This window comes from Alloprevotella tannerae ATCC 51259, assembly GCF_000159995.1.
GTDB classification, from domain to species: domain Bacteria; phylum Bacteroidota; class Bacteroidia; order Bacteroidales; family Bacteroidaceae; genus Alloprevotella; species Alloprevotella tannerae.
Window position 1 is genome coordinate 637,438 of record NZ_GG700642.1, and the last position, 15,509, is coordinate 652,946.

13 protein-coding genes are annotated in these 15,509 nt (G+C 48.6%); 4 read left to right on the forward strand and 9 right to left on the reverse strand.

From position 1 onward, the window contains the following. Window positions 1-4: 4 nt before the first annotated feature. From GCWU000325_RS02675 to GCWU000325_RS02685, 3 genes are read right to left on the reverse strand one after another with little or no spacing between them, the layout of a single operon-like run. Window positions 5-754: an isoprenyl transferase gene (locus tag GCWU000325_RS02675; protein WP_006254486.1), complete on the reverse strand. Its 750-nt coding sequence runs from the start codon at window positions 752-754 to the stop codon at window positions 5-7. Between the two features lie 4 nt (window positions 755-758). After that, window positions 759-1,451, reverse strand: coding sequence for a type IX secretion system protein PorG (porG, locus tag GCWU000325_RS02680; protein ID WP_006254487.1), 693 nt, complete (start codon window positions 1,449-1,451; stop codon window positions 759-761). A gap of 3 nt (window positions 1,452-1,454) precedes the next feature. Next, entirely contained in the window at window positions 1,455-2,822 is a 1,368-nt protein-coding gene (locus tag GCWU000325_RS02685) for a DUF6242 domain-containing protein (protein ID WP_006254488.1), read from the reverse strand. 1,000 nt (window positions 2,823-3,822) lie between these two features. Here GCWU000325_RS02685 and frr point away from each other — a divergent pair. From frr to porX, 4 genes are all read left to right on the forward strand, one after another. Further along, the gene (gene frr, locus GCWU000325_RS02690) at window positions 3,823-4,383 is read left to right on the forward strand and encodes a ribosome recycling factor (protein WP_006254492.1); all 561 of its coding nucleotides are present in this window, start codon (window positions 3,823-3,825) and stop codon (window positions 4,381-4,383) included. A 5-nt stretch (window positions 4,384-4,388) separates the two neighbouring features. After that, window positions 4,389-5,321 carry a ribosome small subunit-dependent GTPase A gene (gene rsgA, locus GCWU000325_RS02695; RefSeq protein WP_006254493.1) on the forward strand — a complete coding sequence of 311 codons (933 nt, stop codon included), beginning with the start codon at window positions 4,389-4,391 and terminating at the stop codon, window positions 5,319-5,321. Window positions 5,322-5,410: 89 nt separating this feature from the next. Beyond that, a complete protein-coding gene (locus GCWU000325_RS02700; RefSeq protein ID WP_006254494.1) occupies window positions 5,411-5,911 on the forward strand; it encodes an NfeD family protein in 501 nt (166 codons plus the stop codon). A 1-nt stretch (window position 5,912) separates the two neighbouring features. Then, the gene (gene porX, locus GCWU000325_RS02705; RefSeq protein ID WP_006254495.1) at window positions 5,913-7,463 is read left to right on the forward strand and encodes a T9SS response regulator signal transducer PorX; all 1,551 of its coding nucleotides are present in this window, start codon (window positions 5,913-5,915) and stop codon (window positions 7,461-7,463) included. Window positions 7,464-7,768: 305 nt separating this feature from the next. Here porX and GCWU000325_RS10905 read toward each other — a convergent pair whose 3' ends face one another. From GCWU000325_RS10905 to GCWU000325_RS02730, 6 genes are all read right to left on the reverse strand, one after another. After that, window positions 7,769-9,214: a choice-of-anchor J domain-containing protein gene (locus GCWU000325_RS10905; RefSeq protein WP_006254497.1), complete on the reverse strand. Its 1,446-nt coding sequence runs from the start codon at window positions 9,212-9,214 to the stop codon at window positions 7,769-7,771. Between the two features lie 1,441 nt (window positions 9,215-10,655). Next, window positions 10,656-11,066: an HU family DNA-binding protein gene (locus GCWU000325_RS02715; protein ID WP_006254501.1), complete on the reverse strand. Its 411-nt coding sequence runs from the start codon at window positions 11,064-11,066 to the stop codon at window positions 10,656-10,658. Between the two features lie 512 nt (window positions 11,067-11,578). Then, a complete protein-coding gene (locus GCWU000325_RS11885; protein WP_154646555.1) occupies window positions 11,579-11,737 on the reverse strand; it encodes a hypothetical protein in 159 nt (52 codons plus the stop codon). A gap of 601 nt (window positions 11,738-12,338) precedes the next feature. Beyond that, window positions 12,339-12,869 (reverse strand): DUF2752 domain-containing protein, encoded by a 531-nt coding sequence (locus tag GCWU000325_RS10910; protein ID WP_006254505.1) that lies wholly within the window; start codon window positions 12,867-12,869, stop codon window positions 12,339-12,341. A gap of 108 nt (window positions 12,870-12,977) precedes the next feature. Continuing rightward, a complete protein-coding gene (locus tag GCWU000325_RS02725) occupies window positions 12,978-14,438 on the reverse strand; it encodes an aminoacyl-histidine dipeptidase (RefSeq protein WP_006254506.1) in 1,461 nt (486 codons plus the stop codon). A 12-nt stretch (window positions 14,439-14,450) separates the two neighbouring features. After that, window positions 14,451-15,506 carry a lysylphosphatidylglycerol synthase transmembrane domain-containing protein gene (locus GCWU000325_RS02730; RefSeq protein WP_006254507.1) on the reverse strand — a complete coding sequence of 352 codons (1,056 nt, stop codon included), beginning with the start codon at window positions 15,504-15,506 and terminating at the stop codon, window positions 14,451-14,453. Window positions 15,507-15,509 lie beyond the last annotated feature (3 nt).

Sequence of the window (15,509 nt, forward strand, 5' to 3'; positions counted from 1 at the left end):
ACTATTATTTTTCTGTTGTTTGTTCTACCTGCCGACTTGTTTTGCCAAAACGTCTTTCGCGACTTTGGTAATCTGCGACGGCGGCATAAAAGGCCTCTTCATTAAAATCAGGCCAAAACGTATCGCAAAAATAGAGTTCGGAATAGGCACACTGCCAAAGAAGGTAATTGCTCAAACGCAACTCGCCTCCCGTTCTGATCAGCAAGTCCGGATCAGGCATAAACGAAGTTGTAAGAGCCTCCGTTATGGTCTTTTCGGTAATATCTTGTAGTGCCAATTCGCCTTTCGCTGTGCGGGCAGCAATCTTCCGCGCGGCTTCTGTTATCTCCCAGCGTGCTGAGTAGCTTAAAGCCAAGACGAGAGTCATCCCACTATTCTCCGCAGTGCGCGCAGTAAGATCTTCGAGCGAAGTGCGCACATCTTCAGGCAGCCGCTCAAGATCTCCGACAATTCGCAGGCGGACATTGTTGCGCATAAACAACTCTTCCTCAAGCGAGGTAAAGATCAGCGACATCAGCGCCGCCACTTCCTCCGGCGGACGATTCCAATTCTCTGTCGAAAAAGTATAGAGCGTCAGATATTTAACCCCCAAGTCCGAAGCCGCCGTCGTAATCCGGCGCACCGTTTCGACGCCCTGTTGATGGCCGACGCTGCGGTCCCATCCGCGTGCGGTAGCCCAGCGCCCATTGCCGTCCATAATAATTGCCACGTGCATTGGGATGCGTTTCGGATCTATTTGCGCTTTATAGCTCATTGATTCAATCTTTATTGCAGTTAGGACATTTCGGGTTCAGATCATACGTAAGCGTAAACATCGTCAAGCTGTAATGATCTTTGTTCCTAAATTCTGTAGACTTGATGCCATGAGGGGCCGCCAAACCATCCAAGCGATCTGAAGGCGTGAAGCGGAAAGTCCAGTCCACGCCGGCATTGAGGCGATTGCTCAACTTCCACTTCAGTCCTACGCCGATAGGGAAGTTAGCGGTGAACGCCTTGTCCGGAGTGCTGTATGTAAAGCCCAAGCCCAGCTGGATGTAAGGCGTCACTCTACTAAAGCCTTGATAGCCTTGCTGCCAGCCGTACGGAAGAAAGTGCAACTCATACAAAGCTGCGAAGTCGTACAAGTCGCCACTCATCTTATATATAAGGCGCCCCGGCCCCGACACCGCAGGATTTTGCGGATAGAAATCATTGATTTTATCCGTCGATCCGGAAAGCTTGAAATAATTAGCGCCCAATTTTATCGCCATACGCGGATTGAGCGGAAAGCGCGCCAACAATCCGGCCGCCACTTGGCTCTGTCCGTAGAATTTACTATTGACATCGTTCAAGCCGAAGCCGATACCTACGCCACCGCCCAATTCCAGGCGATAGAAGTTATCGTCATCCTGCGCCGACAATCCGAAAGGGAGGAGCGCACAGCACAGCAGGAGGAACGTGTGTCTTAGCATGTATTATCGTATTCCTTTCGTAAAGCTATATTGTGGCTTTGTCCAAGCAGCGCGATTGAGTTTGCCCTTCCAGACATTGCCACTACCGCTACAGAATAAGTACACTTCGCCACCAACCACTAAAGCCGCGCTATGCGTAGCCGCAATATCATTGGGGCGCTTCAAAGCATTCGGATTCCAAGTGCGCCCGCCGTCTTCCGTCAAGTAAAACGGCGCCGGCTTACCATCGTTTCCGTCGCCAACGAGTAAGGCCCCGTCAGCATAAGGTTGCAATGTAATGTTGCGTAATGCGGGACAAGGCTGCTTGTTACCGGCATCTGTGATGAGATACAACCAAGGAAAAACTTCCGCATTCGTTTTATCGATATAGCGCGTCCAGACACGAGCGGCACCACCATGCTGTCCTACCAGCAGAAAGCGGTCAAAGTTGCTCCCCTCTTGTGGTTGCAGGGCCAGTCCGTCAAGTTCCGCATCGGGCAGTTCGCTTGGCGTATCCATATTGTCAGTTGTCCAATTTATACCATCCGTACTGCTATACAATTGGCCGCTCGTGAGCCCCACAAAGCCCGGTGAACCGACGGCTAAGAGCTGCGCAATCGGTTGCACATTGCCCATTGGCGACCACGTCAGGCCGTCCGTACTGCTCACCACGTACGTTCCGCGCGTAGCATAAAAGGTTCCATTATAATAATGTATGGAAGCGGGAGAAACGCTACCATCGGAAATGGCCGTCTGCGTCCAATTGGAAAGATCGGTAAGCGGAGATTTAAGCAGGAAGTTTTGCCAGCCGACCAGCGCATACAAGTATACTTCGCCATTCACCAAGAATGCGCGTTTCACCTCGGCCGAAGCGAGCAGCGAGTTGCCGCTGACGAGCTGCTTCCACGTAGAAGAATCACCGGCCTCCTTATGCACGTTGATCTTCAACGTATATTTACGCCGCGAAACGCCGTCGCGGCCATAGACAGTGACCACGCGCGGTTGGCGGAAGTCCAAGCTATCGGTCAACACGAATGCAGTATCTTTACCCGAAATCAGCGACTGGACACTCAGCGAGCCTGTAGCCGAAATCTTGGCAAAGCGCGTGCGCGAGACGTCTACATCTCCCGGCAGCGAGTCTATATTAAAGATTTGCCCGTTCGCTTGATCAATGCTGAAAGGAAAGCGTTCGCCGGCCAGCATCGCAATGACGACCGTATCCTTTCCCTTTGCAGTGCGCTTATGTTGCGGACGCTTCACACCGCCAAGCTGTACGTTCGTAATAATACAATCGCCGGCATTGTTATCTTCGTCTTTACCCAGATCTCCGGCGCAACTTCCAAAGAGGAAGATCAGCGAAAACAGCAGGGCTGCTATAGAATAGTTCTTCATAATGTGAAATATGCCTATGATAATACAAGGTGCAAAGATAGAAGATAAGGAGTGACGAGCAAAGGGAAACACATGCTTTTTATCTTTTTTGTGGTGTGGTTTCGCTAATTTGTCAATCAAATCAAGAAGCTTTTAACAAAAGGGCGCAAAGGGTCTGCTTGCAAGTAAGTTTACGAAAAAAGAGAGCGGCGAAGCGGCTTTTTTCGACCTCGAAAACTCACTCACCGTCAGCCCATTCATTTTATGTGGAAAGTAGGCCACAAGCGGCCGCCGGCAGACATTATTTTCTACGCATTTTAGTCGGAAAACTAACTCACTCCGGACAAGGAAATGCCACAGAAAGGTAACAAACGCCGATGCGAAATCCCTGCACTCGTTTCGTTTGGTCCCGGCAAACCATTGTTTGCTCCCGCCAAACCATTGTTTGGTGCCGGCAAACGATAGTTTGGTGCCACCAAACAATGAGCAACCCCGTTTTGCAACTCACTTCATCAGATCATTGCCCTCATTTTCCTTGGCTTTAGCACTTCGATTTGGACTTGTCGCCATATCTTAAGCGTCTTGCGCGGACAAGGGGCGGTCGGCATAGAACGCAATGCTTTACGATGTAAGCGGAAATACGCCCTTCAAACTTTCATTTGCGACATACGCCCCTACAGTTTAAGCTCTCAAAATGCCGAACAGAGTGGGCAGCGTTTCAAAGTCTTCGCTTCGCCCCGCCATATATTGATTAGCGTGTGGAGGCATCAGTCAGCAGGTTACAAATGTACACAAGAGGCTATTATTTTGTAGTACAGAGCCACACAAAACTTGCCTTGCCACACGTCACGAGGCAACTACCCTACCCCTGCCCCACGCTCCTATCTCCGAGTGCGAATCGAGCTGAAGCGCAGCCAAGCAAAACGAAATGTAGCCTTGCAAAAGATTTTTACCTTGTAAAGATTGCAAAATCGGATATTATCAGTATCTTCGCCCAATAAATCATCATATACTTATAAATATGTTCGACGTAAAAAAATGTCTCGCCGACTGCGAGAAAAAGATGGATGCGAGCGTGATGCACCTCGAAGAAACGCTGGCACAGATACGCGCCGGGCGGGCCAATGTGCATATTTTGGACGCTATACGTATAAACTCCTACGGCTCAATGGTACCCCTCAACAACGTGGCTGCCATCACGACGCCCGATGCTCGCACGATTGCGATCAAACCTTGGGACAAGAGTATGTTTGCGCCGATCGAAAAGGCTATTATTGACTCTGAAGTGGGCATCATGCCCGAAAATAACGGCGAGGTAATACGACTGGCTATTCCCGCACTGACAGAAGAGCGCCGCAAACAGCTGGCTAAGCAGTGTAACAAAGAGGGAGAAGAGGCGAAGATGGCGATTCGCAATGCGCGCCGCGAGGGCAACGATAAGCTGAAAAAAGCGCTTAAAGACGGCTTGAGCGAAGATTCTGAAAAGGATGCGGAAGCTGACTTGCAGAAAATCCACGACCGCAAAGTAAAACAAGTAGATACCTTGCTCGCAGAAAAGAACAAGGAAATCATGACTGTATAGGCATAGTGCACGGGATAGTTGTGCGCAGCACGGGCAGCTGGTATGATGTCCGCACTGACGATGGACGCATCGTAGCTTGTAAGGTGAAAGGAAAATTTCGTTTGCAGGGTATTCGCTCTACCAATCCTGTCGCCGTGGGCGATGGGGTGACGATCGTAGAAACGGGCGACGGGACGGCGCTCATCAACGCTATCGACGACCGGCGCAATTACGTGATTCGCCGGGCCTCAAACTTATCGAAGCAGAGTCAGATTTTGGCGGCCAATCTTGATCAGGCCTTGCTCCTTGTTACGATAGCGCGCCCCGAAACGTCGACCACCTTCATCGATCGCTTCTTGGCCTCGGCCGAAGCTTATCGCGTGCCGGTCTTAATCGTGTTTAACAAGACGGACGACTTGGGGCCGGAGGAGCGCGAAACGCTCTCTTATTGGTCGACTTTATACCGTGCGATAGGCTATGATTGCTTTTGTGTCTCGGCAACCGAGGGCGACGGACTGCCGGCCTTGAGAGAACAATTAAGAGGCCGACTATCCTTGCTCGCCGGCCATTCGGGCGTAGGCAAGAGTACGCTGCTCAATGCTTTTATCCCAACGGCAAACGTCAAAACGGCGGCCATCTCGGAAGCCCACGAGACGGGAATGCACACAACGACGTTCAGCGAAACATATGAATTGCCGGAAGGGGGCGCTTTGATTGACGTCCCGGGCATTAAAGGCTTTGGCACGTTTGATATGGAGCGTGCGGAAGTGGCGCACTACTTTCGAGAGATCTTCGAACTCTCACACGATTGCCGCTTTAATGATTGTACGCATACGCACGAGCCGGGTTGTGCGGTCTTAAAAGCGTTGGAAGAGCATCGTCTGGCGCCTTCGCGCTACACTTCTTATCTCTCCGTATTGGAGGATAAGGATGAAAATAAATATCGCGAAGCTTATTAAATGCGCGGTGCGCCGGCAGTTGACGTCAACGCGCGACAGGCGACCGATGGTTTGAACGCTTCAGTTGGAACAAATAAAAAGTTTACGATATGTCTCCCCTTTTGCTCATTATCATTTTTGCGCTGCTCGCTTTAGTCTTATTTGCGATTGAGGCTTTCATCGTTCCGGGCTTCGGCATCACAGGTATTGCGGCCACGGTGTGTGTCGTGATCGCCGATTCGTTGGTCTACTATTATTATGGGGCGTTCTGGGCTACGCTGGCTTTGTTTGGATCTATCGTTGTCGTACTGTTCTTCTTTCGTTGGTTGGCCAAGTCGCGCACGATTGAGCGCCTGTCACTCCACACGAACATAGACGGAACGAATGCTACGCCGGCGCAACTCTCCGTAAAACCCGGCGACAAGGGAAAAGCCCTCACGCGACTCGCATTGATAGGCAATGCGTGCATCAACGGAGCAGATGTGGAAGTCAAATCGGCTTCCGGATTTATTGAAGAAGGGACATTGATCAAAGTAACGGCCGTCAAGGATGCGCTAATCCTTGTGGAGAAGCGCGCAGACGGCGATAACAATAATATAAAAGGAAACTAAGATGACGCAGGGACGCTTATTGTGGATCGATGATGAGATAGACTTGCTCCACGCACATATTATATTTTTGCAGAAAAGGGACTACGATGTCACAACCTGCTCCAACGGAACGGATGCCATAGATTTGTGTGGCAAAAATGCTTATGACCTCATTCTTTTAGACGAGAATATGCCCGGACTTTCAGGTTTGGAAACGCTGGCGGGCATTAAAGAGGTGCAACCTAACGTCCCCGTCGTTATGGTTACGAAGAACGAGGCTGAAGACATAATGGATCAGGCCATCGGCGCAAAGATAGCCGACTATCTGCTGAAGCCTGTCAACCCTATGCAGATCTTGCTCGTGTTGAAAAAGAACATTCATCAGCGGGAGATCGTCACAGAGGTGACGCAATCTTCTTACCGGCAGGAATTCGCCAACATTGCGGCGCAAATGAACGACTCTTCGACGCCGGAAGAATGGATAGAATTATACAAGAAGTTGGTCTATTGGGAGCTGGAACTGTCGGAGACGGACAGTGCAATGAACGAGTTGCTGCAACAACAAAAGGAAGAAGCTAACTTGACATTCTCGCGCTTCGTGCGCAAGCACTACGAGGATTGGGTCAACAACGCGGAGACGCGCCCCGTGATTAGCCCGGACATTTTTAAGCGCTACGTTTTCCCGCGCTTAAGCAAAGGGCGTAAAGTCTTTTTACTCGTACTCGACAACTTCCGCTTTGATCAGTGGCGTATGCTTAGTCAGGAACTCGTAGAGGATTATGACATCGAAGAAAACCTATACTTCAGCATCCTGCCTACGGCTACGCAATACGCACGCAACGCTTTGTTCGCCGGACTAATGCCGGAACAAATCAGAAAAATGTATCCCGAACTCTGGGTTGAGGAATCAGAGGAAGAGGGCAAGAACTTAAATGAAGAAATGCTGATTCGGCGACAAATGGAACGCTTCAGACGGCGTGAAGTATTCCACTATCACAAATTAAATGACTCTGTTGCTGCCGATCGTTTCTTAGGTCAGTTCCGCAAAGTGACTCACGCACCGCTGAATGTCTTAGTGATCAACTTCATCGACATACTTAGTCACGCCCGCACGGAGTCTCGAATGGTTCGCGAGCTGGCTTCTAACGAGGCGGCCTATCGCAGCATCACGCTAAGTTGGTTCAAGCACACGGCTATTAAGGATCTCTTCACATATCTTGCATCCTTAGACTACGATATACTCATCACCACCGATCACGGTAGCATTCGCGTGGACGCTCCGATAAGGGTTGTCGGCGATAAGAACGTCAACACAAATCTTCGCTACAAGGTAGGCAAAAATTTGGGCTACAATAAAAAGGAAGTATTTGAGATGCGCGACCCGGAACAGTACGGACTGCCGCGCCCCAACCTTTCTTCGAACTATATTTTTGCTGAAGGCAACAAATTCTTTGCCTATCCGAACAATTACAACTACTACGTTCAGTATTATAAAGGCACATTCCAGCACGGCGGTATATCTATGGAAGAAATGATTATCCCAATCATCACGCTTCACTCCAAGAAATACTAAACGCAAAGCCTCATCGGACGTCCTCACATTATATATAGTAGATGTAGACTTAGATTCGATAGGAATGAATTTCGATTTAAAAGAAAATCTATGTGAGTGCGGTATAAGGAACTATCAGGAGTTCGTCTAAGCAACTCCGGTAAGCTTCTTATACCGACACGCAAACTTTACAAGCACTTTGCAGACTCCGGCAAAACGACCTATGCTGGCATTTATAAAAAACCTTCCGCCCCTCAAGAGTGTGGCGCGGAAGGTTTTATTTAGGTGTAATGGTTGTTGATCATCAACCACCACTCATTACAAGGTTACTTCTTCACCACTTTCTTTCCATTCACAATATATATACCCTTCGGCAAGTCTTCTACTTCGCCGTTGAGCTTCACGCCGCTAATCGTGTAGATGCCTTGCTTGGCTGCGAGCGCATCTGTCGTAACGTATTCGATGGCAGACGGGGTTTTCTCAATCACCACCTTGCTCGTTACCACCTCTCCGTTGAGTGCGACGCCTTGCAGCGAGGCATCAAATGCTGCTCCTTTAGGTTGAGTAACGGCGCAGCCGTCGAGGGTAAGCTTTACGATGGAGCAAATGGAGCCGCCCTTGCCTTCTGCCGTTACACGCGTACAATCGCCTTTGATGGTGAGCGTGGATTTGTCTTCGGAATAGTTTCCCGCAATGCCCACGCCTCCGGAGCCGGTACCCTTGGTATTAACGGTACAGTTCTCGATGATGAGGTTGGTATGGTTCATAAAGATAGCACAGTCGCCACTCACCACATCGAGACATTGGTCGTCAAGTTCGTTTCGCTCGCTATAGATACGGAACGGTTCAGTTGAGGCGATTGCTGTACGGTCACCCGCATCGACTTTACACTTTCCTACCACCTTGATGTTCATTGTCTGGCTAATAGAAATGGCCACTTTGTCGCTGTTCTTAATCGTGGCGTTGTCTAAGGTAAGGGTCTTGGTGCTGTGGTCGTAGCTTACCTTACCCTCTACGCCGTCAATTACAGAGAGATCGTCGCAATTGGCAGAAGTTACCTGTGTGCCGGCAATATTGAGAGCGTAGTTTATTACTTTACCATCTATCGTTATCTCGTCCAGCAAAATGTAATTGCCTTCCCCGCTCTTGTTGCTGTCGTAGTGTCTGAACGCAATATATTTCGTGCCGACAGGCAGCTGCAGCGTGCGCTTAATCCACTCTGACTGATCCGCACCTTCCTCGATAGGTTTCAGATCGGTAGGTTTCTCGTCTTTCAACACTATCGTGAAATCGGAAATATCCTTACCGGTAGTCGATGCGAGTACCTGATAGCGATCATCAGGATATTTAGGATTCAGAGAAAACCAATAGATCAGTTGGGTTGCCCCGGAAATCTTCGGAGAGATAAGATAGTTATCCGGATTAAGAATCTCATACTCGTCTGAGAAGCTGCAGATAACACATTTGCCCGACTTAGGTCTCACCAAATCGTTGTTCAATACTTGCCAGTTCCTTCCATCATTGTTGGCGTCTATCAAAGTCCAGCCATCAGGTATTTCACCACTTTCGAAACCTTCTAACAAAGGAAAACTTACGGAAGCTTTGGCAGATGCCGTCTTGATTTTGTTGCCGGTTATCGGCATTTCTCCACTGCTGCTCTTGAGAGCTTGTTTTGCGATACTTTGCGCCTGCGCTGTGGTGGGCAGGACCATCATTCCGATAAACAGCGCGACGATCGCCGCGTAGGTGTTCTTAAGTAAATGTTGTTTCATAGTTTCTGTGCCTCCCTGTTACATCTCCTCTCGGAGCAAGACCGTGTCGAAGGCTCGGGCCTTAAAATTGAATAATACTTGTTGTCCGGCAAACTCGTTGCCCGACTGATAATTTCTTCGTCTTCCTTGGAAAGAGCACCTGCCCCTCCGTAGGAAGTCCTTTCCCCGACTCAGAGTGAAAGAGATCTTGCTTGTTTCATCATCGTTTTATGATTACAATGTGTTATGCGTCTATGCTGTACCTGCTTTGCGTTTTATGCCGATCAGCCATTGTTTACCCTTTGTTTTTTGCAAAGTTCGGACGATTTACCCCAAACCGACTTGCTCTAATCGGACAAAAATATGCTCTAATCGGACATTTTTATTTTCCCCGACTTGCTCTAATCGGACATGGGCTTTTCATAAGTCATTGAAAAAGAACAAAAATACATAAAAATATCGACACCTTGCGGAAGATACGCGAAAAAATGTTTTTTGCTCTTATTTGGAACTTATCTAAACCTTTTTTGGGACCTTCCGATCCGTTTTCAAAGCAAAGCAACCAATGAAACAGCCACAGGAAAACTTACTTTTTCCGTCTTCCTGCGCTTTCGTCCGCCACTCCTCCCATCACCCTTGCATGTATCCTTATATACAATACTTTATTCTTATAATCAGGTATTTATGGCTAATCATTCGCCTGTCGGAAAGCACATATCAACTCATTTTTCAGGTTGAAAGACGCAACTGCCATACGTCAATGCCGCCCCTAAAAGCTCAAAATAATGACCAAGTTTCAGATATTTTCTCGTAATAAACACGTCAAAAAACACAGTTAAAAAGGAAGAAAAAGTTCAAAAAACCGCGGTTCCATCGAAGATTCAGCCACAAAAGAACCTCCTCACCCATCCCCGCTTCCCATCCCCCAAAAAAGATCGCCAATAACCCGATCGGGGTTAGTCTTTTGGCAGGGCAGTGTTGACGCTGTGCATCAACATTGCATCAAATCAAAGATTAAATGACAACCCCGTAGGGTTGGTCTTTCAAAAACACGCCGTTTTACGAGTAAAGGACGCTTCACACTTTTACGAGAACACGCAAAAAGTAATCTAAAAACGGCGAAAAAGTTCAAAAAAGCACGGTTTCATCGAAGATTCAGCTACAAAACAACACCGCCTTATGCACTCCGATTCACTCATCTCCGCACCCTTGCCAAACTTTCACTTATGATCGTTGAAATTCTCCTATAAGACAATTTTAATTTGCCTATAAGACCGTTTTAACTTTCACCTAAGACAATTTTTCCGATCATAGGTGAAAGTTTGACCAATCCCTATCCCTGCGCGACCGATCAACGGCCTGTTTTCGACAAGGTACGCAAAAGCCGCGCCCCCCAAAGTGGGAAACGCGGCCTTTGCTACTTGTGATTTTTGCCGGCACTAAGTTGTGTCGCCATCTTTACCTACTTCGCATTCCGGATATCGTCCTGCGCACCGAAGATTAAGTTGCGCTTGTCGAGGGCTATACGCATCGTACTGCTTTTCGTGAACCGCACGCTCACGCGCTTAATGAGATTTGCGCCTTTTTCCTTTGCCTCTTTCGCCGTCGTTACGCCCTCGCCGTGCATCGTCAGGCGAAAAGAACCGAGATCACCTAAGCGAACCGAATTACCGTCCGCAAGTGTTTGGAGAATCTCATATTGCAGGGCATCCAACACCGCCTTGACGGAGGCAGAAGATACGCCCGAACGTTTCTCGATGCGCCCGACAATCGTGCGCAACATCACGGGCACGCCCGGCGCCATCTGCGGATAAAATTTCACTTGATCTCTCTTGAGCGGATTTTTCTTCGCTCTGATAACGAATTTAATCATTGTGGTATAGATTTAATTGGTGAATAATTAAGCCAAGAGCACTCCTCGCCCTTGCGTATGCAAAGGTAAGCATTTTCGCCGAGCCGACCAAAACGCACAATAATCGCTTGATTATAAGCTGATATACGGATATTTAGAAAGACCAACCCTAAGGGGTTGCACATTGCGGCGAACTATGGCAGGGTTGGCGCTTCGCCCCAACGCCTGCCCTGCCAAAAGACCAAGCCTAAGGGCTTGTGGTGCAGGGGTGGGCTTTGGTGGTTTGATTTATCAGCATATACAAACGGCTATATGCGGATATTTTGAGAGACCAACCCTAAGGGGTTGCATTTTTGCGGCGAACTATGGCAGGGTTGGCGCTTCGCTTCAACACCTGCCCTGCCAAAAGACCAAGCCTAAGGGCTTGTGGTGCGGGAGTGAGCTTTGGTGGTTTGGGTTTATCTGTGTATTTACACGCCTATATGTGGACGGTTTTGAGAGACCAACCCTAAGGGGTTGCATTTTGCGGCGAACTATGGCAGGGTTGGCGCTTCGCCCCAACGCCTGCCCTGCCAAAAGACCAAGCCTAAGGGCTTGTTGGGAAAGTTTTGCAGGTTGTCGTTTGAGTTTATAATTGTCTTGGGATCAATAACACGTATGCGTGTCAGATGTTCCACTTGAGTTTGCATCATTTCCGCGCAACCTCTCCTACCAAATAACCCCATCGCCGTCGTCCGCACTTATGAATGTGGTGAATTTCTACCTAAATCTACCTAAACTCCGCATGGTTTCGTCCACCAATAACCCCATCGGGGTTAGTCCTTTGGTAGGGCAGTGTTGACGCAAAGCGTCAACTCTGCATCAGCAAGTAGCAGTATTGTCAACCCCTTAGGGTTGGTCTTTCAAAACAAGCCAACGCCCGCCGGCGGAAACCCTGAAGGGCCAAGCCTAAGGGCTTGTTGGGGATGTTTTGCGCGTTATGATCAAATCTTATAAACTCGTCCGAGAAAACATCAAGCCTAAGAGCTTGTTGTTGTACGTTTTTAATTGATAAGTTGTTATCTTACTTGCCTGTTGGAAAAGGCAAATTTAATTGCACACGGGAAGAACGATGGCGATGCCCTTTAGTTGTACTTGCAAAGTATGCTTTTTCAACTCTCATAAAACACTTACAAGACCCACCAAATATGCAGCTATCATAGAAGTAAATGTCATTTTATGACTACTTTATAGTCAATCATAAAGAAAAACTATGCTCGCAGACAACTGTTAAGGGGCTTCCGTATATTGAGCTTAGATGCCGAAAATGTTGCGCAGAATCCACCACGCAAAAAACAGCACGATATAAAGCCTAAGCCAATTAGGATTATGCGTCAGACGTTGCAATTTTCGCTTTGATTCCCCACGCAAAATCCAATCACTCAGGATGACAAGCATCAAATAAGGAAGAGAAAAAAGAAAGAAGAAGTTATAATGCAGGGCCTCTGAAAAATGCCCATGAAAGGCTGCGTGCGCCGCGCGCTGAAGGCCGCACCCGGGGCAACTATAGCCTGTTGCCCATTTTACAAAGCATTTGGGGGCCAGTTCATAGCGTGCAGGATCAAAATAATAAAGCGCCAAAGCGATAGCAACCACGAGTATTCCGCTGCCCAGCCTTAGCCATTTTTTGCGCGAGTTCTGTTTATCAGCAACAAGATTCGAAGTTTTCGCGCTTAACTTCTGCTTTTCATCGGCAAGGTTTTGCGTATCAAAAGGCGGAAGCATTTGTTCAGTATCCAACTCCATAGCGTCGTCGACGGCAGTTGATTTTCGTTCCTCTTTCACTATATCAAAAACAATGAGTATCGGTTCTACAAATTCTTATACCCCCAAAAGGCAAAAACGCCTCCTCTTCGCCGAAAGCCGAAGAGGAGGCACAATGCATCAACAGGGTTATTTCTTAGGCGTCTGTGCAAGGATTTCCTTCAAGAACACCCAATACTTATCTACACTCGGTATGTGGCAACGCTCGTTAGCGGTGTGCGGCGAGCGAAGCGTAGGCCCAAAGCTGACCATATCCATCTTAGGATATTTGCTACCGATAATGCCACACTCCAAGCCGGCGTGAATTACCTCTACATTGTTGTCATTGCCAAAAAGCTCCTTGTAGATCTTTCTCATCAACTCTACAATCTCGCTCTTCATATTAGGCTGCCAAGCAGGGTAATCGCCATCAAGTTCGACCTTCAAGTCGGCCATTGAGAAGATACTGCCTAAGGTTTCTGCCAAGCATTCTTTCATAGAGTCGCGGCTTGAGCGAATCAAGATCTTGAAGAATACTTTACCGCCGCCAATCTCAATGATAGCCAAGTTAGAAGAAGTTTCCACAATATGCGGCGTCTCCGGAATGAAACGGAACACGCCGTTGTGGCAACCATAAATGGCGTCTACAAGATTATCTTGTATTTCTTCCGGAACAAGTTTACTCGGCAACTCATGATCAAAGACTTCTACGTCGAGTTTCTCTTCAACGAAACCGTATTCAGCTTTAAACGTATCGCGCCATTCGGCAACGCATTCCTCCTTAAAGGCCTCCACGTTCTCCTTCGGCAAAGTCAATACGACCTCAGCCTCATTCGGGATCGCGTTGCGCATATTGCCGCCATACCAAGTAGCCAAGCGTGCTGCATAATTAGCAATCGCGTCTTGCACGAGGCGCGCCATCAATTTATTAGCATTCGCGCGGCCCAGGTTAATCTCCAAGCCTGAGTGGCCACCAAGCAAGCCGTGAATATTAACGCTCACTGCTGCGTCTTCAGGATCTACGTCTACCTCCTGATACTCCATTCTTGCCGTTTGGTTTACGCCACCGGCCGAACCGATAATCATTTCGCCTTCCGTCTCATCGTCAAGATTGAGAAGGATCTCGCCCGTCAGCGTATCCGTATCCATATGGTCTACGCCATACATTGTCGTTTCTTCATCGGCAGTAATGAAGCCTTCGATAGGGCCGTGCGGAATCGTATCGTCCTCCATAACGGCCATAATTGCCGCTACAGCCATACCATCATCTGCGCCGAGTGTCGTTCCTTTTGTCTTGACCCATTCGCCGTCAATCCAAGTTTCGATCGGATCGTTCAAGAAATCGTGCTTAGAGTCTTTAGCCTTCTGCGGCACCATATCCATATGGCCCTGCATCGTAACGATCTTGCGATCCTCCATACCCGGAGTAGCGGGCTTGCGCATAATGATATTGCCGGCTTTATCTTGGAAAGCCTCAATATTGCGTTCTTTTGCCCAATCGAGAAGGAACTTTTGAATTTTTTCCAAGTGGCCCGAGGGGCGCGGCACTTGCGTCAGAAGATAGAAGTTATGCCAAATTGCTTTTGGCGCCAGGTTCTTAATTTCACTCATAATCTATTGTGTTTAAGCGTTAGAGGGTTTATTTGATTGTATTCGTTTCTTTTGTAAGTAAGTCGTAGAGAGCCAGCCCCAAAGTCCTAAGACGACGACCAGCCCGGTTTGAATCGTATGCACTGCGAGCGCAAAGAGAATCGCATTGCCTGCAGCCACGCCATAAAGGACCAAACTTGTTTTAACGGCAAAGTGCCAAGGGCCGGCGCCGTTAGGCGTCGGGACGAGCACGGCAAACGTACTGATGCAAAAGATCAGGAAGGCGGCTGCCGGCGGTATGTTTGCGGTAAAGTCGAAGCAGAAAAAGGCCAGATAAAAGTGGAGAAAATAGCAGGCCCAGATCATTAAACTCCAAAAGAGGAACAGCGGCAGGTTGCTTAGCTTGCGCAGCGAACTCACGCCGGCCCACAGATTCTTGAGCACTTTCTTGCCTTTTTTCATATAGCGGGCCACGAGCGTCAGTACCAACGCAACGGCGGCTACGATGCACGCGATCGTGACGAGATAGCCCGTCTCCGTGAAGCGCCCGAGAAAGCTTCGCAGGTCCATACCTGTCTCATCGAGAAATCTCTTAAAGGCCGGCACTTGCCAAAAGAAGGCCGCGACGGTCAAAAGGACAATCAATAGAGAGTCGACCACGCGCTCAGTAAAGACGGTGCCCAAGGCTTTGGAGAAGGAGACGCCGTCTGCGCGCTTCAGCAGGCCGCAGCGCAACACTTCGCCCGAACGGGGAACGACGAGACTCGCAGCATAACTGACAAAGACGGCATCTTCACAACTGCGGCGCCGTGCCCGTTCACCGATGGGGGCTAAAAGCATACGCCAGCGCCAAGCGCGGACGAGCTGCGCCAAGATGCCGAACACGAAGGAGAAGAGCATCCAGCCCCACTTCATATCATGCAAAACGGAAGACAGAAAGGCCTGCCAATCTGTCCCGCGATACATCCACCAAAGGATGCCCAGCGCAAACAAGAAGGGCAAAACGATCTTCAATATGTTTTGCAATAATTTCAACGGAAGCGATCTGCTGTTTTTATATTCTTTATTAAAGGCACGAAGGCGTAGCAAAAA